Source organism: Roseofilum acuticapitatum BLCC-M154 (assembly GCF_030068475.1).
Classification (GTDB): domain Bacteria; phylum Cyanobacteriota; class Cyanobacteriia; order Cyanobacteriales; family Desertifilaceae; genus Roseofilum; species Roseofilum acuticapitatum.
In genome coordinates this window covers 68,915-92,943 of the sequence record NZ_JAQOSP010000087.1, presented here as the reverse complement: position 1 = coordinate 92,943, position 24,029 = coordinate 68,915, and the positions used below count along the sequence as shown (strand labels likewise).

Genomic DNA, 24,029 nt, shown 5'->3' with positions numbered 1-24,029 from the left:
GTTTTCGCTGTTATGTGGGACATCTTGATCCCCCTAAATCCCCCTTAAAAAGGGGGACTTTCCTATTCCCCCCTTTTTAAGGGGGGCAAGGGGGGATCTTTTCCTACTGTCCACCAATACAGCGCAAAGCGCTGTATTGATGGAATTTGTCGGTGGGGGCGGTGCGTTACGGCGATGTCAATATTTGTCGTGAAAATCCATGATTTATCGATGCCGCAACACACCCTACCGGGGTTTTTGGGAAACGCCGCAACCGATTTCCACACATTTTCGGGAGGGTGTGTGACGCGGTGGAAAATGGGGTGCATTGTCAGATTAATGGAATATCCGCGTCACGCACCGTCCACAGATTTCAAACATCAACCCAATTCTCCAGCCTCAAACCGGAAACTCGCTCGAACTCGCGCATATTGTTCGTCACCAAAACCAAATCTCGGCTTTTTGCCTGCGCTGCAATCAGTAGATCGTAAGCGCCAATTGGTGTACCGCGCTGTTCCAAATCAGCCCGAATTTCTCCAAATACTCGCACATCTTCATCACTCAAGCCAACGACTTGAAATGGCCGACGAAAATTATCCAACCGACTTCGGTTAAGGGGTCGATTCTGACTTTTCGCAATGCCGTATTCCAACTCTGCAACCCAGAGCGATCGATAATCCTAAATCGTTCTGATTCATGACATGAAAGCGTTGCAAAACCGATTCTGGGCGTTGTTTCATGATGTAAATACAAATATTAGTATCCAGTAAATACTTCATGCGCCTTACTCACACCAATCATCATGCTGCGGTAAACTGGGTTGGTTGCGATCGCTCATAAAATCATCTGAAATAGCCCCAAAGCTCATCCACCACGCATCCCAATCAAATCGCTCTTGCTCCCGAAGTTGACGCACCCAATGTAAAACATCCGCCACCTTTTGTTCGGGTAGCTGCCTAATCTCGTCCAAAAGCTGCTCGCGCAATGTCATTACTTTTCTCCTAGATAAATTAGTAGGGGTGTGTTATGGCAATAATAAACCTTCGTGTCCCACCAGAAAATGAAAATCGCCGCAGGGTACCGCCCCCACATTTCCACCATTACGATCGTTTCTGACATCATTATCGTACCATCCACGGAACCCCGAATTCGATTTTTTTCAACATCATCGTTTATCAATGGGGTTTGTCGGCGGTGCGTTGCGGCCAGGTTAATATTTTCGTGAAAAACCCGCGATCGATGCCGCAACACACCCTACCGGGGGCGACACCATCCACGGAACGCCGAATTCAATTTTGGGTTGAATTCACATATTTATTGATGGGATTTGTTGGTGGGGGTGGTGCGTTGCGGCGATGTCGATATTTGGGTGAAAACCCATGATTTATCGATGCCGCAACACACCCTACCTGCCCCAATTGGGGGGATAAATGCCTTGTCGAATAAACCGATGAATGGTTGACCACGGCCAATCTGTTGGTGATTTACATAACCCATGTTTCACCGGGTTAATATGAATATAATCGCAATAGGCGGCAAATTCTTCTTCGTCCCGTACCCGATGTTCCCAAAACCGCCGTTGCCATAAATTTCGTTCCCGACGGGCTTCTCGCGATCGCGTTGTTTTCGTCTCCAAATTCAAGCGATCGCCAATCGATCTGGTCACGTCACTTTTCACCAAACGCATTCGCGTTGAAAAATCCCCGTCGTTTTCCGGTAGTGTCCACAGACAATGAAAATGGTCGGGTAATAAGACAAAAGCATCAATTTGAAACGGGCGTTTTAGGCGAACTTTTTCGATCGCCTGTCGCAACGCTACCCTCGCAATATCGTCGCACAGCCACGGCTGGCGATCGCACGTCACCTGTGTAAAAAAATAGGTTGCCCCCTGCCAATATTCTCGCCGATATTCTGCCATTGTAATCCGTCGAAACTTGCGATAATATTATTATGATAGGTACTTTGTCGGCGGTGCGTTGCGGCATCGATAAATTATGGGTTTTGCCGAAAAATATTAACCTAGCCGCAACGCACCACCCCCACCAACAAACCCCATCAATAAATATGTGAATTTAACCCAAAATTGAATTCGGCGTTCCGTGGATGGTGCGTTATGCGGAAATATGATTGATTTGTAACCATTGACATTTTCTGACCGCATAACACACCCTACCCATTATGGTGTCGCCCCGGTAGGGTGTGTTGCGGCATCGATAAATCATCGGTTTTCACGAAAAATATTGACCTAGCCGCAACGCACCGCCTCCACTGGGCGATCGCGTGCCAGGTTTCTCTTAAAATAAAGATGTATTATAACTTGGAAACTGCTATGGCTTCATCTGGTCAACCCCTAAGCGGTGCTGAAATTCGGCAAACGTTTCTCGATTTTTATCAGCAGCGCTCTCACAAGATTTTACCGAGCGCGTCCCTCATTCCGGAAGATCCGACCGTATTATTAACGATCGCCGGTATGTTGCAGTTTAAGCCCATCTTTTTGGGGCAACGTGCGGCTGAAGTGCCCCGTGCTACGACTTCTCAGAAGTGTATCCGCACCAATGATATCGAAAATGTGGGACGCACAGCACGGCATCATACCTTTTTTGAGATGTTGGGTAACTTTAGCTTTGGGGATTATTTTAAGGAAAAGGCGATCGCCTATGCTTGGGAACTCTCCACCAAAGTATTTAAACTGCCCCCAGAACGCTTGGTCGTCAGTGTTTTCCGGGATGATGATGAAGCCTTTGCTATCTGGCGCGATCAAATTGGCATTCCCGCTTATCGCATTCAGCGCATGGGAGAAGAGGATAACTTCTGGAAATCTGGCCCCACTGGCCCCTGCGGCCCCTGTTCGGAAATTTACTATGATTTTCACCCGGAATTGGGCGATGAAACCTTAGATCTAGAAGATGATAGCCGGTTTATTGAGTTCTATAACCTGGTTTTTATGCAATATAACCGGGACGCAGAAGGGAATTTAACGCCGCTACAAAACCAAAATATTGACACGGGAATGGGGTTGGAGCGGATGGCACAAATTCTCCAGGGTGTGCCGAATAATTATGAGACGGATTTGATTTTTCCGATTATTGAAGCAGCAGCCCAGTGTGCGGGAATTGAGTATCATAACAGTGATGAAAAAACGAAAGTTTCCCTCAAAGTCATTGGCGATCATGTGCGAGCAGTAGTGCATTTAATTGCCGATGGGGTGAGTGCCTCGAATATTGGCCGGGGCTATATTTTGCGCCGGTTAATTCGTCGGGTGGTGCGTCATGGCCGGTTGTTGGGAATTACGGCATTATTTACGGAAAAAGTAGCAGAAGTGGCGATCGCCCTTTCCGAAAGCGCTTATCCGAATGTGCGAGAGCGGGAAACCCTGATTAAATCGCAATTACAGCAGGAAGAATCGCGCTTTTTGACCACCCTAGAACGGGGTGAAAAGCTGTTACAAGAGATTGTGGAGAAGGTGCTAAAAGAGCGTAAAACGGAAATTGCCGGAGAAGATGCGTTTAAGCTCTATGATACCTATGGTTTCCCCCTAGAATTGACCATGGAAATAGCCGAAGAACAAGGGTTAACCGTGGATCAAGAAGGCTTTGAAGCAGCCATGCAGCAGCAAATTGAGACTTCCCAAGGGGCCCATGAAACCATTGATTTGATGGTGCAGGGGTCTTTGGATCAGTTGGCTGAACATATCCATCCGACTCAGTTTACGGGATATACGGAACGGTCGGGGATGGCGGAAATTCAGGCGCTTTTGGTGGACGGAAAATCCGTAGAAGTTGCGGAAGCGGGGATGCAGGTACAAATTGTATTGGATCAAACGCCATTTTACGCAGAATCCGGGGGACAAGTGGGCGATCGCGGCTATCTCTCCGGTTCAGATCTGCTCATCCGTATTGAAGATGTGCAAAAAGAGTCCGATTTCTTTGTCCATTTTGGCCGCATTGAACGGGGAACCGCGAACCGGGGAGACTCGGTAACCGCGCAGATCGATCGCGCTTGCCGGATGCGGGCCCAAGCCAACCATACGGCGACTCATTTGTTACAAGCGGCATTGAAGGAAATTGTCGATCCGGAGATTGGTCAAGCGGGGTCTTTGGTCAACTTTGACCGTCTGCGCTTTGATTTCAACTGTCCCCGCGCTCTGACTGCTCAGGAATTAGAGCAAATTGAAGACCGGGTGAATACTTGGATCAGTGAAGCGCACAATTCTGATGTGCAAATTATGTCCTTGAATGAAGCCAAGGATAAGGGCGCAACCGCCATGTTTGGGGAGAAATATGGCGATACGGTGCGCGTAGTGGACTATCCAGGGGTGTCCATGGAGCTGTGCGGGGGAACCCATGTGCAGAATACGGCGGAAATTGGCTTGTTTAAGATTATTTCCGAAACCGGTATTTCTGCCGGTGTGCGCCGGATTGAGGCGGTTTCCGGGGCTGCGGTGCGCGAGTATCTGCAAGTGCGGGATGCGGTAGTTCGGGAATTGGGCGATCGCTTTAAAGCCAAACCGGAGGAGTTGGTAGAGCGGGTGAGCAGTCTGCAAACGGAGTTAAAAGCGACACAGAAACAACTGGAAAAGGTACAGGGAGAATTGGCGATCGCCAAATCCGATCAGTTGCTCTCCCAAGCGGAATCTGTGGACAATTTTCAGATCTTAGTCGCCCAACTCGATGTCGATCCCAATTCCCTAAAAACAGCCGCCGAACGGTTATTGCAAAAGCTCGGTGATGGTGCTGTCGTCTTAGGTTCTGTTCCTGAAGCCGATAAAGTCAGCTTAGTGGCAGCCTTTAGTAAATCCGTCAATCAAAAGGGCTTACAAGCCGGTAAATTTATCGGTCAAATTGCCAAAATTTGCGGCGGTGGAGGCGGTGGACGACCCAATTTAGCCCAAGCCGGAGGACGCGATCCGAGTCAATTATCCACTGCTTTAGAAACAGCGAAAACCCAATTAAAAGCAGCCCTCTAAGCCCAGATTAAACATAGTCCCTTTCCCACTCCGAGAGGGACTTTTTAGCGATCGCCGCCCTAACTGTTACAATCGGTGCTATCCTAACCGCACATCAAACTATGGCTCCTATTCCTGAGTCGATCGTTGAAATTAAGCTAGATCCAGCCTTACCTATCCCTGCTCTGCTCCAAGGCTTGAAAGTTTGGCAAGATTTGGGAATTTTAACCGAGGATTCCGTCTATCTTTGCTTGAAAGTTGATACCCATCATCCCCATTTTCTAGAAGGATTAGAAATGGGCTTACACTTAGGATTAATTAATGATCGCTTAGTCAAACGAATTGCCCGTAATCATCTCTGTTCTCCCCTTCCAGAACCCCAAGCGATCGCGCCTCCCGTTGCCAATCAACCCCTAATTGAATCAGAGCCAGTTCTAAACACTGCACCCAGTCTTCCTCAGCCAAAACTCATTCCTAAACCCAGTTGGATTGGGCAACGCTTAGACTCTTTGAAAGCTGAAATAAGCGTGCGCTGGTTATTATTCTTAGGTTTATTTCTGGTCGTTCTCTCCTCTGGAGTATTTGCCGCCAGTCAATGGGAAAATTTCCCCGCCCTTATCCAATATGGGGTACTGTTAGGATATACCTCTTTATTTTGGTTTATTAGTCGTTTAGCCAGCCAGAAAGAGAATTTAAGGTTAACGTCACAAGCCCTAAAATTGGTGACGTTGCTCTTAATTCCCGTCAATTTTTGGGCGATGGATGACTTTGGCTTATGGAGTCATCCTCTTAATGCCTTGGCGAGTATCGGATCGGCAGTCTATTTAACTGTCATTGCTGGCTCCCTATGGCAGAGTGAAAGCCGGGTTTATTTCCCCTTTCTGATTTACTGCTTTGCTAGTTTTCTCCATTGGGGCTGGGGTATCCCGAACTTCCCTATTTTTTCCGTCTACTTGGCAACAATTGGCAGCTTAGGATTCTATGTCAATCAATTTCAATATCCGGAACATTCGTTAAAACAAACGCTGCAACTAAGCCGCTTAAGCCTTTATGCGATAAGTATTCTCATCTTTCGGGCGATCTTTGTGCAAGGGGTTATTTTACCCCATTTAGGATTAGCGATCGCCCTCTGCGGAACGTTCGCCATTTGGCTCTCGTTTACCCATCGTTCTCACTACCATAAATCGATTAATAGACTGGGCTTAAGTCTCCTGTTTTTTGCTTGGTTAGTTTCTATCTGGGTAAGCTTTCCTTGGCAAGGGGTAATGATTAGTTTGATCGCCGTACAAATCTACCAACAGTTTATCACTCGCTGGCAAAAACGGCGCGATCTGGTGATTTTATGGCTGATTATAGCTCAACTTTCTATTCTGGTTTGGAGTTTTATTCCTCAAATCACCCAAACCCAGATTATAGAGGCAATGATACAAATCACCCAAGCCCAAGATTCTCCGATCGCCCTTGTTAGTCTGATTGGACTGCCTTACCTGATTTGGATCGTTAATATGGGCGATCGCTTCTATCGACGGGAACAACCGAAACTCGCCCATTTTTCTGAGTTTGTCGCTCTAGGATTGGGCATTAGCTTACTAATCTTCAGTTTCCCTAATTCTATTTTACGGATTTTTTGTTTAACTAACCTCATTTTTCTGGTGATGTGGGTAACCAAGCGGCGATACGATCTGCAAATTTTGCATTCGTTTTACTTGCTGGTTTATCTGAATCACTTAACCGGATTAGCTCTAGTTTTGAGCATCATCTATTATATTAACTCTGACTTAAGCTTAAACACTTGGGCGCTCATCTTACTGGCAATTACGGTGATGGAATGGTGGTTTTCCGATCTGCGTTTTTCGCCAGAAGCAAATGAGTATCAAAAAATCTGGAAACAAAGTGCTTGGTTAATTGGATTCGGATTAGGGGCGATCGCCTATTTGCTGCTGTTCTCTACTCTAAAAGAGTATCACTTTACTCTAAGTCATCTCACTTGGCTCACTATCCCTGCAACCCTGACTCTGATTAGCTATTCGCCCCATTCCTACAAAAGGGAGCTTACGCCTAAATTCAGTATAGCAATGCTTTTTTTATCTCAAACCTTGGTATTTGAAACTCCAGGATGGCGCGTTTTTGGGCTGGCAGTTGCGACTCTCATTATGGTATTCAATACCCGTAAACTGGCTAATGTTGCCACTGCTACCCTTACCATCGGTTGTGCCTTAAGTACCCTAGGCTTAACGCTGTGGGATTTCATTCCCGGAATGCCTCCCCTGATGGATACCCTATGGTTGATGATTGGGGCGATCGCCGTTTGTGGATTATGGGCAATCCGTTATTATACCTTACCCAAAAGTATCTCCCATTACACTCAAGCTTTAGATATTTGGGCGATCGCCCTCTGCGGAACAGTTCTCACCCTTCAAGGAACTTGGGTAAGTCAAGATTTACTCAGTCCCAACACGCTCTCCATCAGTACCAGTATGCTCCTCAGTGGTGCAACCGCCTATCGCAGTTGGTATCCCAAACCCCAACCCACCGCCATCGGATGGAGTAGCGCGGCTGTGATGGTGGCAGTCTTACCGACGATGCAAGTATTCGATTTCAGGGGTTTAAGTTTACTGGTTGCCACCCTGATTTTCATCGCTCATAGTCGCTATTCTCCTAAAATTTACCTGACTGCCATGACTGTTGGCTTAGGCTTAGTCACCGAGCGCGTCATCCTCTCCGACTGGATCGATATTCCCTCAACTGCTTGGTGGATCGTCGGTGCAGTCAATGTTCTAGGATTATGGATAGCAGCCAAAAATCTGCGCTTGGGTAAACAGGCATGGCAACGGCAGTTAACCCGACTCTATCGTAAAAGTTTCCAGGGATGGGCGATCGCCCTCTGCCTCTTTTGCTTAACCCTCCTCACCCTCCATTCCGTCCTCGTTTACACCCACATTATCCCCTCCCAAACCACCGTTTTTATTAGCTTAATTCTGCTCTTTATCGCCCTTCTCTACAGCCAAACCAAACGCTCCCGTCATCCCGTAGGGGCGGGTTTATCCAGATTTGGGGAAAATAGCCAAAAAACCGGTGAACCCGCCCCAGATAGTCAAACCCAAAATCCCGATCATTCCGTAAGGGCGGGTTTATCCAGATTTTGGGAAAATAGCCAAAAAACCGGTGAACCCGCCCCTACAATCAGCAACTGGAAATTATGGGCGATCGGATGGACAATTGAACTATTAGCCGTCGAAACTCTGGCAAGTTTTGAATCACCCATCATTAACCTTGCCGTCGTTAACCTCATTTTGGGCTTAGGCGCTCAATTATTCGGCGACTGGTGGAGTGCAAAACAGCCCAGTGCATCCCAGAATTTTGCCGCAGCCTGGCACATTATCCCCCTAACCTATGGCATATTGGGGGCCCTGCTCCGTTGGGGAACCCTTTCCAGTTGGACAGGAATCACCACCCTAGCCCTAGCCATCATTATCCTCGGCATTGGCAAGCGATCGCCCCAATTCAAACCCCTCATTTATCTTGCCCTCGCTGGAATCACCGCTTGCGCCTATGAACTCCTCTTTTATCAACTCTCCTTGCAACCCCCAGGAGCAACCGGCGATGGACTCATTCTCATGGCAACCCTAGGCAGTGGCATCCTCTACGCCTATCGCCTATTAGGGAAATTTTTACGCCCCTATTTCCACCTCACCCCTAGAGAATTTCGCTCCCTTTGTCATCTCCATTGGTTCGCCTCTAGCCTCCTCCTCATCATCGCCACCTTTAACCCCATTCAAAAAGGAATGACCCTAGGATTTGCCACCGGTGCAACCCTAGTTCTCTACGCCATCAGCCAAGGTCGTAGTCATATAGCCCCCTCTCCCGTGGGAGAGGGGGTTGGGGGAGAGGGCACATCTCCCATAGGAAAGGTCACACCCCAAGAATTATGGGTCTATCTCGGCTTTTTACAAGCTGTCGGAATGCGAATCTACTGGCTAAATACCCCCATTGCCCAACTCTTAGGCGGCCCCTTAGTCCCATGGAAAGGAGCCATTGCCACCCTATTTGCCTACTTTCTCTACTTCCTCCCTTGGCAAACCTGGGGCTGGTCAAAACGCCCTTGGCAACTGGCCGGCATTGTGATTCCCTTGTATGCCATGTTGGAAAATCCCGCTATTTTGAATCAAGCCAGCTTAGTGGTGATTGCGGCTTATTATATCGGATTGGCGATCGCCAGCAAACAAATCCGCTTTACCTACCTCACTGTAGCCGTCCTCAACTGGCTCATCTGGCGATATTTTCTCCAAGTTCCCATCACCGAAATCTTCTGGTATAGCCTCACCCTCAGCCTTTCCCTCCTCTACATCATCCAAATTGACCCCTTCCTCAAATCTCCCCAAAACCGCAAACTTCGCCACAACCTCCGCACCCTAATTTCTGTCATCATCAGCTTAATCTCCTTCACTGCCCAACAATGGATTGGCACACTCACCGGAACCCTCAGTTTACTCACCATTTTCGCCGGACTCTCCCTCAAAACTCGCGCCTTTCTCTATGTCGGAACCCTCACCTTTTTACTCAATGTTTTCTATCAATTAGGTTTACTCATTTTCGACTATCCCTTCTCCAAATGGTTAGTCGCCCTAGGAGTCGGAATTTCCCTCATCTGGATTGCCGCCACCTTTGAAACCCGGCGCGACCAAATCCAAGCCTGGTTCCAAGAACTACAACACTGGGAATGATGGATATAGCGCGAAGCTCTATAAATCTCCCTTTCCTTTTAATTGGGTGCATTAGATTCTGGGAAGTGCGAGCGTCTCGCTCGCTGGTAAAATAACGTCAGTTAAAGCACTCTGCTGGCAAGCCTTGAAAATCAACACTTTAAGACACAATCGCTTAAAATCTCACTGATTACTCAACCCATTACTCAACCCTATGCCCGGTCTAGCCCTCCATACCACCAGCCCCCAACTTGGTTTAGCCCTCCAAGACCAAACCAGAAACACCCGCTCTCAAACCTGGAACCTTGGCCATCAAACCTCCAGCCAACTGCACCATTTACTCGGAACCTTCATTCAACCCCTGAAGTGGCAAGACTTAAACTGGTTAGCCGTCGCCAAAGGCCCCGGTGGCTTTACCGGGACTCGTCTGGGAATGGTCACCGCTCGCACCCTAGCCCAACAGCTTAATCTCCCCCTGTTTGCCATATCTACCCTAGGGGCTGTAGCCTGGTCGCAGCGAGAGCAACACCCAGTGATAGCCGTAGAAATGCCCGCCCAACGGGGACAGTGCTTTGGAGCCATCTATCAGGTTAATACCTATCCTATTATTCCCCTAATTCCCGATCAAGTCTTTACCCCGGAAGGCTGGAAAAAGACCTTAGAGCAGCATTCCTATCCCTTAATTCAGACTCCCTCAGATTTAGGTGAAACCGTTGTTCCTGTGTTAGAGTTGGCGGAATTAGGCTGGAAACAGGAAGAGCGCCCCAGTTGGACTGATGCATTACCTTTTTACGGACAACATCCAGTGGCGTAATCTAGAGAAATACAGCGCTGGGCGTTTAAAAAATCTGTAGGGGTGAACGGCCGTTCACCCCTACACCCGATCTTTTCAGTGTCTACTCTTTAGTTTCAGAGTAGATTAACTGTTGCTCAACCTACTTTCTTGATTTTACGCAGACCTGCCATCCCGAATGCAGCTAATCCTAAAACCGCCGCAGTGCTGGAAGGTTCGGGAACGGAAACTCCAGTTCCAGTAATTCCCCGAACAGCAATCACTACATCGTTGAAATCCCTATCTGACCATCCGCCCTCATCAATATGAACTCCGAAAAGGTCTTCAAACCCTAAAATAACCCAATTTTCCTTCTCAACGTTATCAAAGTATTCATAGGCAACAACATGCTGCAAATCATCAGGATTCAGTGCAACATCAGCACCATAGATATGACCATTCTCTTTCCGTGCGCCGTCAGCTTCAATCATAAAATTCAGGGAAGTATCACCTGCAAAGGTTCCCAAGCTTACCCCTTCCCCTAACTCCATGGGCCCATCTGCTTCTTTGATGATACTGTCTGGAGAAGCAATATCATCAAAAATCATTTGTGCTGCTCCACCATTAGCAGAGTAGAGCAGTTGATTACGGAATACTGCCCCTTCATTGATAAAGAACACATCAACGGAATCTGCTCCTTGAGTCCAGCGTAAGGTTGCTGGGTCTAACTCGAACAGACTCGCAGCACTATCTTCCATTTGCAGGCGTTCTTGTCTGACCATTGAGTTAAAGGTATTAAATAAGTCAGATCTTAAGGAGAGTGCATAGGCCGAGGGGGCAGATAGCAAAGCTGTAGCTGTAGCAGTAGCAAGGGCTAGGTAATGAGCAGTGTGGGATTTCATGGGATCAACTCCGTTTTGTAGAAACTTAGTAGTAAACATTTTGTCAATACTGTAGGGAAGAACTTGATGACGATCAATAATTAAGATAGGATATCTGCTCTTCCATGCACCCTTGGGAATTTCTATTGTTACAATCTATTATAAGAATCAATACAGAGATTTGTCTTCCGTAGTTTCTCTTGATTTTGGGCGAGACTTGTTTGAATCTTTTATAAAGACTTCATAATTTATGGGGAATTTATGGACAATATAGGGAGTAAGGAGACAATCATGGTGAGTTTCAAGGCTACAAAAGTTTATTTAAGCACACTCTGTACGGTTGTGGTTTCGGGCTTGTGGGTCGGTTTTCCCCTAGGCAACTCTTCCGTAGCTCAGGTACGATCTTTTCAGGATTGGTGCGAGGATCGGAGTATTTCTGATGCTCAAAAGCATACGGTGTCTGTGTTATTGCAGATGGCGGAAACCTCAGACTGTGGGGAAGCGCAGCAGGTTTTAGGGGAGTTTATTAGTCTGGATTTAATCAACCGAGAGATTGAAGATATTGCACCGTTGTCGAGTTTGACGCATTTGAAGGGGCTGAATTTGAGTTTTAATCAGATTCGGGATATTACGCCCTTGGGGAATTTCAGTCAGCTTAGTTTTTTATTGTTGTCGGGAAATCAAATTGAGGATATTGGCCTATCTCGCTCCCTGATTGCGGCAGGAACCCCTAGCGTGTTAGTCTCCTTATGGGCAGTGCCCGATGCCCCCACCTCCGAACTCATGCAAGCCTTTTATCGCGAATTACCACAAACCGATAACCGCGCTTCTGCCTTGCGTCAAGCCATGTTAGCCACTATGGAAACCTTTCCTAATCCTAAAGCTTGGGCTGCTTTCACATTAGTAGGTGAAGGAAAAACCATTCATTAAAACTTCCCAAAAAATATCTATCTTTAGAACTAAACTTGAGATAATGGATACGCCGATCAATCATCAAGGAGAAGAACCCCATGGAACAGGCTATTGCTATTAATGCAGAAAATTTTGCCTCAGAAGTCTTAGAGCTTTCCTATCAACAACCCGTCTTGCTCGATTTTTTTGCTACTTGGTGCGGCCCTTGTCAAATGATTAAGCCGATTTTAGAAAAGCTGGCAGTTGAATATGATATTACCTTAGCGAAGATCGATATCGATCAAAATCCAGAGTTGGCGAATCGCTACCATGTGGAAGGGGTTCCTGATATTCGGATGGTTCATCAGGGAGAGGTGATTCCGGGGTTTGTGGGGGCATTACCCGAAGCGAGAATTCGAGAAATGCTATCTAAGTTTAATCTGCAATCTTCCTTAGAAAAAGATTTAGAGAGCATTCAGGTCTTAATTTCTGAAAAACAGTATCCGCAAGTAAAATTGACTTTAGATCGGTTGTTTGAAAACTATCCTCAAGATCCTAGAGTGGTATTAGTGGCGGCTGAATTCCTGACCCATTTGGGTCAGTTTGAACAGGCAGAAAAAATGCTGATGACGGTGAGTAAAGATAATCCTGAAGCGTTTGCTAAAGCTCAGTCTATGAAGGGATTATTATATTTCCAACGTTATGCTAGTTTGCCCATGGAAAGAGAGTTAGATCGGAAATTCGTTGAAGCCTGTCGTCAGGTATTGGCTCAGGATTATGAAGGGGCACTTGAAAGCTTGCTCTATTTTGTTGAGCAACACCGATCCTATCAACAGGATGCTGGACGTAAGGGGATGTTGGCATTATTTGATTGTTTGGGAAGCGATCATCCCTTGACTCAAGAGTATCGTAAAAAGTTGGTTTCAGCTCTTTATTAAAGGAAAGGAGGAACTAATATCAAATCCTTAAATGGTTGCTACTTTCTGTGTACTGTAGAGACCTGGGTGCGATTCGTGCGGGTTTCCGCAAGCGGACATGAATACAAAAATGGTTGTCAGTCTACAAGATTTGGGTATAACCCGCCCCTACAGAGAACAGCAAGCGTAAATAAATAGATTTGATATTAGGGATTCTTCCCCATTCCCTAGCGCGAAGCGCTATAAGAGAGAACTTTTAGTTAGAGATCAACATCGGTTAAATTAAAGATATAGCAAACTTAAATGAGTTATAAACGACTGCCCCTCATCCCCCTACCCCCTTCTCCTGCGGGAGAGGGATTGAGGGAGAGGGCATTTCGAGTTGCATAATTCATTTAGACTAGCTACTGATTATTCAGATTTGATATTAGTTTTAGCAGGGGTGAACTGGGCGGCGATCGCTTCAGCATCATACTCTGATTAAGGAACACTGTTCATGAAAATTACCAATACCATCCACTTCCGAAACCTCAAAGGAGATATTTTCGGAGGTCTAACTGCCGCCGTAGTCGCCTTACCAATGGCCCTGGCTTTCGGCATTGCCTCCGGCGCTGGAGCTTCTGCCGGATTATGGGGGGCGATACTGATCGGATTTTTCGCCTCTTTATTTGGCGGCGCTCCCAGCCTCATCTCCGAACCCACCGGGCCGATGACCGTCATTATCACGGCCGTCATCGCTGAATTAATGGCCAATAACCCAGAAACGGGTCTAGCCATGGCCTTTACCGTGGTGATGATGGCGGGAGTCTTTCAAATCCTCTTCGGTGTCCTGCGATTGGGCAAGTATATTACCATGCTTCCGTATAACGTCATTTCCGGATTTATGACTGGAATTGGCGTGATTCTAATTTTTCTACAAATTGCTCCCTTTATCGGTCAAGAAACGCCTCCGGGTGGTGTGATTGGTGTCATTAAGGCATTCCCTGAATTAATTACTAATCTCAGTCCCTGGGAAACATTCTTAGGGTGGATTACCCTAGGAATTTTGTTCTTTTATCCATCAAAACTGAAAAAACTGATGCCGCCTCAACTGGTAGCTTTGGTAATTGGTACGGGGATTTCTTTGCTGTTCTTTCGAGATCTAGATATCCGCACGATCGCCACTATCGGAGAAATTACCCCCGGTTTGCCAGAACTACACTTACCCACATTTACCCCAGGCACTCTGCGGTTAATGTTCGTCAATGCCATGGTGTTAGGTATGGTGGGTTCTATTGATTGCCTCTTAACTTGTCTGGTGGCCGATAGCTTGACTCGGACTGAACATCAATCGAATAAGGAGTTAATCGGTCAAGGGATCGCCAATTTAATGACTGGTTTATGCGGCGGAATTGCTGGTTCTGGGGCCACCACTGCCACAGTGGTCAGTATTCAAGCGGGGGGACGCACGGCTTTAGCGGGAATTAGTCGGGCTTTAGCGTTACTAATTGTAGTGTTGTGGGCCGCTCCGTTAACTTCAGGAATTCCTCTGGCTGTGTTAGCCGGAATTGTCTTAAAAGTGGGCATCGATATTATTGATTGGGGCTTTCTGAAACGGGTTCACAAAATTTCTTGGAAGGCTGCCGGAATTGTTTACAGTGTGGTTCTGCTGACCGTATTTGTCGATTTAATGGTAGCCGTTGCCGTGGGTGTTTTCATCGCCAATATTCTCACCATTGAACGTCTAGATGAACTGCAATCTCAGTCCGTGAAAGCGATTACGGATGCCGACGATCAGATTGTCATGACGGAGGAAGAAAAGGCAATTTTAGATCTGGCCAATGGTCGGGTTTTACTCTTCCATTTGAGCGGGCCGATGATTTTTGGGGTCGCTAAAGCCATTTCTAGAGAACATGGGGCGATTGGCAGTTATGATGTATTAATTGTCGATTTGAGTGAAGTGCCGATTCTGGGTGTGACTTCTTCTTTGGCGATTGAGAATGCCATTCAAGAGGCGATCGACGATGGACGAGAGGCGATCGTGGTTGGGGCAACTGGAAAGGTAAAACGGCGGTTAGAAAAGCTGGGCATTGCTGGCTTAATTCCTGATCATCACTGGATGGGCGATCGCCTAACGGCACTGAAGGAAGGTTTACAGATGGTGCGGCAACAACAAGGCTCTCAGATTGGCTGAATCCTAGGGGTTGGCAATGAACAATGAACAATGAACAATTAACAACTGATCTGGGTTGGTATCCTAGGGGTTGGCCTGTGTTAGGGCAAGAATTGAAAGAACAAGCTTGATCGCCTTAAAATAGCTGAATAGAACCCAATCGGAGCGATCGCCATGGGACAGATACTGACCTTAGAAGATCCGGACACTCTACCACTGGAGTTACCCAAAAGCCTGAAACTCTATGTCACTCAAGAACAATTTGCCGCCCTAGCAGTAAGTAATAAAGTCTTACAACTTGAAAGAACTGCACAAGGAGAGTTGATTGTGAATCCACCCACAGGTTGGGAAACTGGAAAAACCAATTTTAGCATCATCGGACAATTGCATCGCTGGTATGAAGAGAATCAACAGGGGGAAGGATTTGATTGTTCGACGGGATTTATTTTACCCAATGGTGCAATTCTCTCTCCCGATGCAGCTTGGATCAGTCAAGAGCGTTGGGATAGACTGACGGAGGAACAAAGGGGAACATTCCCCCAGATTTGCCCGGATTTTGTGGTGGAATTGCGTTCAAAGTCGGATACACTCAAGTCCCTACAAGAGAAAATGCAAGAGTATATAGACAATGGGGCAAGATTAGGTTGGTTAATCGATCCTAAAAATCGGACAGTGGAAGTTTATCGAGTGGGTTTAGAGGTAGAAGTATTGTCCAACCCGGCTGAGTTATCCGGTGAGGAAGTGTTGCCAGGTTTTGTGTTAGATTTGGGCCGTGTTTGGGGTTATATCAATTAACAATTGATCTAGAATATCAAGTCCGGTTAAAGAGATGTCATTGCGACCGTAGGGAAGCATTCGCGTTGCGCGTAATATCAAATCCTTGCTTTCTTTTCTAGATTTGATATTACTCATTACTCCTTACTCATTACTCCTCACCAAGGGTTCTTGTTGAGTGGTGCAGTGAATTCCTCCGCCTCCGGCGGCAAGATTATCGATATTGAGCTGGATGATATCCCGATCGCCAAATAATCCTCCGAGAATCTCTTTCGCATTGCGATCTGCTTGGCGATCGCCAAACTGAGGCATAATTACCGCGCCATTAACCACGTAGAAGTTAATGTATCCGGCGGCAAACTCCTCCCAGTCATATCCCGATCTAATTCGACTTGGCCCTTCCAGAACGACGACTTCTAGGGGGTTTCTGTCCGCGTCGGTTTGCGATTCCAAGATCTCTAAATGTCGTTTTGTTACCTCATGGTCGGGAGATTCGGGGTCAGGATCGTACCCAGCAACCACCACCCCAGGACGAGCAAAACGAGCGTAAAAATCCGTATGTCCATCGGTAATATCTGCACCCCGAATCCCTGGCAGCCAAATGATTTTACGCAGTCCCAATAAGGCTTTTAATTCTGTTTCGCAATCGAGTTTAGTCCAGCCCGGATTACGATTATCGTTAAGAATACAACTTTCAGTGATAATGGCCGTACCCTGACCATCGACCTCGATCCCCCCACCTTCAAACACCAATTCCGTGTTGATAACCGGGACTCCTGCTTGTTGGGCCACAAATTGAGCCACTTGAGCGTCGCGATCGTGGTACTGTTTATTCCCCCAACCATTAAAGTTAAAATCAATACCAGCTTTTTGACCCTCAGCATTGACGACAAAAACCGGCCCCGTATCTCTGATCCAGAGGTCGTCCAATTCAGTAACAATTAACTCCACCTCCGAGCCGCATTTGGCCAAAGCCACATCATAGTCTTCGGCTCGCACTAACATCTTAACGGGTTCGTAGGGGGCGATCGCCTTGGCAATTCTGGCTAAATCGTCCTGCACGTCCCTAAAATACTGCCGTCCCCAGATATCCGCACTCGCACTAAACGCCATCCAAGTACATAAATGGGGTTCCCCTTCATCTGGCATAAAAAAGGAAGAATGGGACACCCTAGAAGGGGGAGAACTGGCTACTGAACAACCGGTCATTTTCTTTCCCACCAGAATAGAACCCGAAAGTGTGGCGATGAATTGGAGCAAGAATCGTCTGTTCATCATTGTATAGCGCTATGCGCGGTAATTGGTTATTCCCCATTCCCCATTCCCCATTCCCCTTATTTAGGTTTGAGGGTTTTGATCAGAAAGTAGAAGCCTATGGTGAGAGCGAGGATAATCGAGGAAATGCCGAAGAGGACAAGGGGATGATATTTGGTGATATCCAGGATGATCACTTTCCGGGCGATCGCCACCATCGCCACGAGAAAGATAATTTCTACATGGATGACTTCCTCTTCAAGATAGACTTTGGTGGCTTCGATCAGCTCTAAGCCAATGATAATCAATAAAAAGTAATCAAATATTTTTAGGACTTCTTCAATATTGAGCAACAAAAAATGAGGGGTGTCCTGCATTTGCTCGAATAAGATATAGCCCAATTCAATTGTGCCCAAAAGAACCACAATCACCAGCATTAACAACAAAAACAAAGCAATGATGCGTTCAAAGGTCTCTAAAAACCTTTTCATGATTTTGATCAGGCGATTCATACTCTCCTCTTAAAGGTGGTAGTGTTTAAAGTTGTTAACGGGTAAATCGTGCCTATTTTAGGGGATTGTGACCCTATTCCCTATTCCCTAGCGCGAAGCGCTATAAGAGAGAACTTTTAGTTGGAGATCAACATCAGTTAAATTAAAGATAAGTTCGTCCCTCTTCCTGATTGATTGCACAAGTTAACTAAGCTAACCTATGAGTTCTCAACCTCCTGGCCCTCCGAAAACCCTTATGGGTACGCTCACTCAAGTGGCGCAAACCATCCAAGCGAAAGTTAAGCTCACCCAATTGGCGCTGAAACCGAAGGCGAGGGTGGCGAAACTGATGGTGGAGGAAACGGAGGGACAACCGGCTGAGGAATATCCCCTATTGGGCGATCGCATCCTGATTGGACGCTCTTCAAAATCCTGCGATATTGTCATCCGTAATCCGGTGGTGAGTCAGATCCATTGTTCCCTGATTCGGGACACGAAACAAGGGTTTACGATTAAAGATGAGGGGGCAACCAATGGCATCTATCGAGGGCGGCAGAAGGTGCGGGAAATGCGCCTAGCTCACGGCGATCGCCTGACGCTGGGGCCCCCAGAGCTGCAAGCTTCGGTTACTCTGCGCTATACGAATCCCCCTCCTTGGCCAATTCAAGCCCTACGCTATACCGTTTATGGGTTTGGCGGTCTAACGGCTTTGCTGACGATCGCCATTTTAATTGAGTGGCAAAAATTTAATATCTCTCCCCTACCGCGCAACATTCAAGGGCCTGTGGTGGTTTATGCCAGGGATAATGAAACGCCTTTAGTGCCTCCCACCAATCAAGCGCACTTAGAGCGAGCGAGTCTGTCTGATTTTCCTCCCCATCTGGCTCAAGCCTTAATTGCCTCTGAAGATAGTCGCTTTTATTGGCATTTTGGTGTCGATCCCATTGGTACGCTCAGAGCCATTTTGGTGAACCTGAGAGGGGGTGGCATTCAACAGGGGGGAAGCACGATTACCCAACAGGTGGCTCGCAGTTTGTTTCGGGAGTATGTGGGGACATCGGATACGGCCGGTCGGAAGCTGCGGGAGGCGATCGTGGCTCTGAAATTAGAGACCTTTTATAGCAAGGATCTCTTGTTGCTGACCTATCTGAATCGGATTTATTTGGGCAGTGCTAACTATGGATTTGAGGATGCAGCGCGGTATTATTTGGGTAAGCCCGCCACGGAGTTAACGATCGCCGAAGCCGCAACGTTAGTGGGCATTTTACCTGCTCCCAATAGTTTTAATCCGATTCGAGATTATCAGGCAGCCATTCGTCAACGGGATGGGGTGTTGTATCGGATGGAAAAATTGGGGATGATTTCTACAGAGGAAGCCAACCGAGCCAGGCGATCTCGCATTCAAGTGAACCCAAAAGCGATCGAACAGTTTAATCGCTCCATTGGGCCCTATTTCCACGATTATGTGTTTATGGAATTGGAAGAATTGTTAGGAAGTGGTTTGGCGCGAGAGGGCAATTTTATTATTGAAACCGGTCTCAATCCCCAGATGCAAGAAACGGCGGAACAGAGTTTAGAACAGGCGATCGCCACCACCGGAGCCGGTTTTAATTTTGACCAGGGAGCCGTGGTTACCCTAGACAGTCAAACCGGGGAAATTTTAGCCCTATCCGGAGGCAAAAATTACCGCGAGAGTCAATTTAATCGCGCCGTGCAAGCCTATCGTCAACCCGGATCGACGTTTAAGGTATTTGCCTATGCTGCGGCTCTCGCTGAGGGCATTTCCCCCTGGAAAACCTATTCCTGTGCCCCCTTAACTTGGCAAGGGCAATCCTATAGCGGCTGCGAGCGCAGTGGGGGGGCGATCGATATGGGGGTAGCCATGGCTCAATCGGAAAATTCCGTAGCTCTGCGTATCGCCCAAGACGCAGGATTAAGTGATGTGGTACGGATGGCTCGGCTCTCAGGTATCAATGCAGACTTAAAGCCGGTTCCCGGTTTAATCCTCGGTCAAAGTGAAGTCACCCCCCTAGAAATGACCGGCGCTTTTGCCGTGTTTGCCAATGCGGGGATTTACCATCGCCCCCATGCCATTCGCCGCATTCTCGACAGCAGCGACTGTGCAGTACCGAATCAGCCAGATACCTGTCGAGTCATTTATGATTATGCCCAAGATCCGAAGGGAAGTCGCACCGTACTTTCACCGGATGTGGCGCAAACCATAACTTCTTTATTACAAGGAGCAATCAGTCAGGGAACCGGACGTAATGCCTATCTGGGATGGGGAGAAGCGGGAAAAACGGGAACCACAAATAATGGTGTGGATCTCTGGTTTGTGGGATATATTCCGAGTCGCAGTTTGGTGACGGGAATTTGGTTAGGAAATGATGATAATACACCGACTTATGGCAGTAGCGCTCAAGCGGCTCAGGTTTGGGGGGATTATATGGAGGATTTGATTAATTAACTCATGATGTCTTCTTAGGCATTAACCGCTTACCTAATTGAGTATAGAGAGCTGGGTATCGCTTTAATTCTTTGTTATCAGAAAAATGGGTTGAAAACCCCGTCCTTTTAGGACGGCTTTGCGGTACAATAAAGTTGGTCACTGACCCACCCGCGACGATGGAAACAGAAAGCCTAACTTCAAAGCTTGCGGAATCCGCAACGGCGCAGAAAAATCGGTAGACCGGGAAAAGAGGATGGGGCAATGGGCAGTCCAACCCTTGAATCAACAAAGTAAATCAAGATTTCTTCTTTGAGATTTCAACACATAAGGCGGCATTGCTCTGCCGTGTCAGTCTCCGGAGCGAGTGTAAGACCGGAACAGAGTAAATCTGTGAAGGCAACTGCTATGAAACAGAAACCTAAAGCCTCCTGCGGAGGAGCTTCGCTAACGTGAGGTTTAGGAATCCCCTCGCCTTTAGGCAGGGGTGGATGTCAACTTAAGAGGTGTACTCCAGTCAAATCGAGGCATAAATTGGCTAGAATGGGACAAAGATAGCTGTATGAGGTCGCAATGATGGTTGTCCAAGCTCCCCCTCAATCTAAACCCCTATGGCTCCAACTGCCCCAAGAATTGGCGCTGCATGTGACACCGGAGCAGTTTACAATGCTGGCTGTGGCAAATCGCGAACTTAGATTGGAGAGAACGGCAACAGGAGAATTAATAGTGAATCCTCCCACAGGTGGCAATACGGGTCATCGTAACCTCAGCATCACCGGTCAACTCAGTGTTTGGTTTGAAGCCAACGATACCCTAGGCCGAGCGTTTGACTCTTCCACAGGATTTGAATTCCCCAATGGTGCGAACCGCTCTCCAGATGCTGCTTGGGTGCGTTGCGATCGCTGGGATGCCCTTACCCCCGAACAGCAGGACGGTTTTATACCCTTATGCCCGGATTTTGTGGTTGAGTTGCGCTCTAAAACCGACACTCTCAAGGAACTACGGGCAAAGATGCAGGAATATATGGAGAATGGGGCGCAGTTGGGTTGGTTGATTGACCCAAAAAATAAGCGGGTGGAAATTTATCGTCCAGGTCAAGCCGTTGAGGTGTTAGAGAATCCGATGGCATTGTCTGGGGAGGAGGTTTTACCAGGGTTTACGCTAACGCTGAAGCGGGTTTGGGCGTAAAGGAAACAAGGTTTACAATGCAGAGCAAGGCCAATCCAGAGGTACAGGAAATGAGTTCGCTTAAAACACCTTTAGAACCAGCATTACCGACCAATACTTGGATTGCGACATCCTGGGAAGACTATCTGCAAATGATTGCCGAACCAACGCTGGCCAAAGCCAAAGGCTATTATCATCAAAATCACATGAGGATTGAAATGTCACCCGTCGGCCACGATCATGCTGCTGATAATGCCCTCATTGACTTTGCTGTGCAACTGTTTTGTACCGTGCGGGGGATTGCCTTTAAAGGATTGGTCAACTGTAGCTATCGTCAGGCGGGGGTACGAGAATGCCAACCCGACTCGTCCTATTACCTCCGAGAACAGGCACAGGTGATTCCTTGGGGAACAACTGTTGTAGATTTAAACCGCTATCCTGCACCGGATTTAGTGATTGAGATTGCGGCTGCTTCATTGTTGGATGACCAGGGCAATAAGCGATCGCTCTATGAGGCGCTGGGGGTCAAAGAATATTGGGTCGTGGATGTACGGGGGATGACGGTGTTGGCCTATGCCCTAACCCCACAGGGTAGCCAGAGGCTTGATGCATCACAGGTCTTAGGCGGGTTACAGATAGAGGTGCTGGCTACAGCACTCGAGCGCAGTCGGCAGCAGGATCAAGGACAGGTGGGAGCTTGGCTGTTGCAAGAGTTTTCGGGAGCATAGACAGTTTTTGTAGTTGTTAAGCTGAACTCAGTATGCTTGGTAATGGTTTGCTAAAAAGTGAGGACTGAAAAATTTCTGAAATTTTTCGTATAACGTTACCTATAGGGAGTACGATATTGCTCTAACTTGCGTAGGGTGTCAAACGGTAGGAGGCAAACATTGATTATTGGTGAAGAGTAGGGCATAATTAGCCGTGAAAGAATTACGGGCTATGCCTGAATGCCAATCTGATGGTAGTTTCTTGGAGTCAATTAAATTTACTGCCAATTTTACTGATTCTATATTCTCTTTTACTACCTGAAATGGCAAGGGGAGATATACCCCCAGTTGCCGCAGAGAGTGATGGAGAAACTTTTGAATGTGCGGTAAATACGGGAAAAAATGCCCAAGATTTAGCGCTTTCTCCCTCGACTGAATCCGAGACTGGAGAGAGCTTCGATCATTTATCTGTTAGTCGCTTTGAGTTTGTCGGTGCTACGGTTTTTTCTCAAGAAGAGTTACAGCAGGAAATATCGGAATTTACGGACAAAGAAATTACGTTTACCGAACTGATGGAAGCGGTTTCTCGGATTACGGGACTCTATAATCAGCAGGGTTATATTAACTCCTATGCGGTTCCCTATCCGCAGAAAATAGAGGATGGGGTGGTGAAAATTGCGGTGATTGAGGGAGGGTTGGGGACAATTTTCTTGATGAGAGAGGGTAGGGGAAGGCTAAATCCTAATTATATTTGCAGTCGATTGGCGATCGCCGCTACGCCCTTAAACTTAGATAACCTGCTCAATGGACTGCGACTACTACAACTCGATCCCTTAATCGCCAATATCTCCGCAGAAGTCGTTCCTGGAGCAACCCTAGAACAAAATAATCTCAATGTTCGCCTTCAAGAAGCCAAAACCCTCAGCCTAGAGATTGGTGGTGATAATGGTCGTGCCCCTAGTGTAGGCAGTTTTCGCCGCCAAGTCCAGCTCAGACAAGCCAACTTACTCGGATTGGGGGATAGTTTTCGCCTCGGATATGCCAATACTGATGGTAGCGATACCTTTTTCGCCGATTATACCATCCCTATAAATGCCCGTAACGGAACTTTAAGTGTTGCCTATGGAACGGGATCGAACCGAGTGATTGAAGAACCCTTTGACGCGATTAATTTAAGGGGCGATTCCCGCTATTTTGATGTCAATTTCCGTCAACCGATTTGGCAAGAACCCGAAAAAGAATTTGCGTTAGGATGGGTCTTTTCTCGGCGGGAAAGCGATACTTATATTTTGGGCGAACCCTTTCCCCTAGCTGAAGGTGGCAGCAGTCGCGGTAAAACTCGATTATCGGTGATTCGCTTTTATCAAGATGGGTTATGGCGCGGTGACGATCGGATTGTGGCGTTTTATTCTCAGTTCAGTTTAGGCTTAGATTTATTTGATGCTACTGTCCGATCTGAGGCTCCCGATGGGCGCTTTTTTGCTTGGCGAGGACAAGGGCAATGGGTACAGCGATTTGCACCCGATTTACTATTACTATTGCGCGGCGATCTTCAATTAGCAAGTCGCGCCCTTGTGCCCTTAGAGCAGTTTAGTTTAGGCGGTTGGGAAAGTGTACGGGGTTATCGTCAAGATACCCGATTAACGGATAATGGGACGTTTGGCTCGGTAGAGTTTCGCTATCCTTTGATAGGCAATTCTCAAGAGCGGTGGGGGGTGTTGCAACTTGCCCCATTCCTAGATTTTGGCACAGCTTGGAATAGTAGCGATCGCCAGAATTTACAGCCCCAAACTTTGGCTTCTGGCGGTTTGGGCTTGCGCTGGCAACTCGGAAATGATTCTAGTGCTAGTTTATATTGGGGTATTCCTTTGGTTGAGGTGGAGTCGAGCGATCGCACATGGCAAGAAAACGGTTTATATTTTACTGTCCAAACCCGCTTGTTTTTCTAAG

At 47.2% G+C, this 24,029-nt stretch carries 15 protein-coding genes and 3 pseudogenes; 12 read left to right on the top strand and 6 right to left on the bottom strand.

Annotated features, from left to right (window positions below; translation table 11 throughout):
- Positions 1 to 352: 352 nt before the first annotated feature.
- The 3 genes and pseudogenes from vapC to PMG71_RS13100 all read right to left on the bottom strand — a co-directional run bounded on the left by vapC (position 353) and on the right by PMG71_RS13100 (position 1,897).
- Positions 353 to 758: pseudogene (gene vapC, locus PMG71_RS13110) on the bottom strand (type II toxin-antitoxin system tRNA(fMet)-specific endonuclease VapC).
- 5 nt (positions 759 to 763) lie between these two features.
- Positions 764 to 970, bottom strand: coding sequence for an AbrB/MazE/SpoVT family DNA-binding domain-containing protein (locus PMG71_RS13105; protein WP_200669561.1), 207 nt, complete (start codon positions 968 to 970; stop codon positions 764 to 766).
- 414 nt (positions 971 to 1,384) lie between these two features.
- Positions 1,385 to 1,897 (bottom strand): REP-associated tyrosine transposase, encoded by a 513-nt coding sequence (locus tag PMG71_RS13100; RefSeq protein ID WP_283754144.1) that lies wholly within the window; start codon positions 1,895 to 1,897, stop codon positions 1,385 to 1,387.
- A 411-nt stretch (positions 1,898 to 2,308) separates the two neighbouring features.
- Here PMG71_RS13100 and alaS point away from each other — a divergent pair, with 411 nt between their 5' ends.
- The 3 genes from alaS (at position 2,309) to tsaB (ending at position 10,441) form a co-directional block, all read left to right on the top strand.
- On the top strand, positions 2,309 to 4,945 hold the full coding sequence (gene alaS / locus PMG71_RS13095; protein ID WP_283754143.1) for an alanine--tRNA ligase: 2,637 nt from the start codon (positions 2,309 to 2,311) through the stop codon (positions 4,943 to 4,945).
- Between the two features lie 101 nt (positions 4,946 to 5,046).
- A complete protein-coding gene (locus tag PMG71_RS13090; RefSeq protein WP_283754142.1) occupies positions 5,047 to 9,648 on the top strand; it encodes a hypothetical protein in 4,602 nt (1,533 codons plus the stop codon).
- Between the two features lie 193 nt (positions 9,649 to 9,841).
- Positions 9,842 to 10,441, top strand: a complete 600-nt coding sequence (tsaB, locus tag PMG71_RS13085) for a tRNA (adenosine(37)-N6)-threonylcarbamoyltransferase complex dimerization subunit type 1 TsaB (protein ID WP_283754141.1) — start codon at positions 9,842 to 9,844, stop codon at positions 10,439 to 10,441.
- Between the two features lie 116 nt (positions 10,442 to 10,557).
- On the opposite strand, the gene PMG71_RS13080 is transcribed toward tsaB, so the two are convergent.
- Positions 10,558 to 11,301, bottom strand: a complete 744-nt coding sequence (locus PMG71_RS13080) for a DUF4114 domain-containing protein (RefSeq protein WP_283754140.1) — start codon at positions 11,299 to 11,301, stop codon at positions 10,558 to 10,560.
- A 240-nt stretch (positions 11,302 to 11,541) separates the two neighbouring features.
- Between PMG71_RS13080 and PMG71_RS23910 the strand changes: the two are divergent.
- The 5 genes and pseudogenes from PMG71_RS23910 to PMG71_RS13060 all read left to right on the top strand — a co-directional run.
- Positions 11,542 to 11,910 (top strand): annotated as a pseudogene (locus PMG71_RS23910) (hypothetical protein); the annotation flags it as partial.
- Positions 11,911 to 11,973: 63 nt separating this feature from the next.
- Positions 11,974 to 12,210 (top strand): annotated as a pseudogene (locus PMG71_RS23905) (CHAT domain-containing protein); the annotation flags it as partial.
- Between the two features lie 80 nt (positions 12,211 to 12,290).
- Complete coding sequence (locus tag PMG71_RS13070; RefSeq protein ID WP_283754138.1) at positions 12,291 to 13,109, top strand: tetratricopeptide repeat protein; 819 nt, start codon at positions 12,291 to 12,293, stop codon at positions 13,107 to 13,109.
- A gap of 475 nt (positions 13,110 to 13,584) precedes the next feature.
- Positions 13,585 to 15,261, top strand: a complete 1,677-nt coding sequence (bicA, locus tag PMG71_RS13065) for a bicarbonate transporter BicA (RefSeq protein ID WP_283754137.1) — start codon at positions 13,585 to 13,587, stop codon at positions 15,259 to 15,261.
- Between the two features lie 153 nt (positions 15,262 to 15,414).
- Entirely contained in the window at positions 15,415 to 16,035 is a 621-nt protein-coding gene (locus PMG71_RS13060; RefSeq protein WP_283754136.1) for a Uma2 family endonuclease, read from the top strand.
- Between the two features lie 123 nt (positions 16,036 to 16,158).
- On the opposite strand, the gene PMG71_RS13055 is transcribed toward PMG71_RS13060, so the two are convergent.
- Entirely contained in the window at positions 16,159 to 17,292 is a 1,134-nt protein-coding gene (locus PMG71_RS13055; RefSeq protein WP_283754135.1) for an agmatine deiminase family protein, read from the bottom strand.
- 56 nt (positions 17,293 to 17,348) lie between these two features.
- Positions 17,349 to 17,780: a phosphate-starvation-inducible PsiE family protein gene (locus PMG71_RS13050; RefSeq protein ID WP_283754134.1), complete on the bottom strand. Its 432-nt coding sequence runs from the start codon at positions 17,778 to 17,780 to the stop codon at positions 17,349 to 17,351.
- Positions 17,781 to 17,979: 199 nt separating this feature from the next.
- Here PMG71_RS13050 and PMG71_RS13045 point away from each other — a divergent pair, with 199 nt between their 5' ends.
- From PMG71_RS13045 to PMG71_RS13030, 4 genes are all read left to right on the top strand, one after another.
- Complete coding sequence (locus tag PMG71_RS13045; RefSeq protein ID WP_283754133.1) at positions 17,980 to 20,226, top strand: transglycosylase domain-containing protein; 2,247 nt, start codon at positions 17,980 to 17,982, stop codon at positions 20,224 to 20,226.
- 552 nt (positions 20,227 to 20,778) lie between these two features.
- Entirely contained in the window at positions 20,779 to 21,393 is a 615-nt protein-coding gene (locus tag PMG71_RS13040; RefSeq protein ID WP_283754132.1) for a Uma2 family endonuclease, read from the top strand.
- Positions 21,394 to 21,443: 50 nt separating this feature from the next.
- On the top strand, positions 21,444 to 22,100 hold the full coding sequence (locus PMG71_RS13035; protein WP_283754131.1) for a Uma2 family endonuclease: 657 nt from the start codon (positions 21,444 to 21,446) through the stop codon (positions 22,098 to 22,100).
- A 230-nt stretch (positions 22,101 to 22,330) separates the two neighbouring features.
- Positions 22,331 to 24,028, top strand: a complete 1,698-nt coding sequence (locus PMG71_RS13030) for a ShlB/FhaC/HecB family hemolysin secretion/activation protein (RefSeq protein WP_283754130.1) — start codon at positions 22,331 to 22,333, stop codon at positions 24,026 to 24,028.
- Position 24,029: the final 1 nt, after the last annotated feature.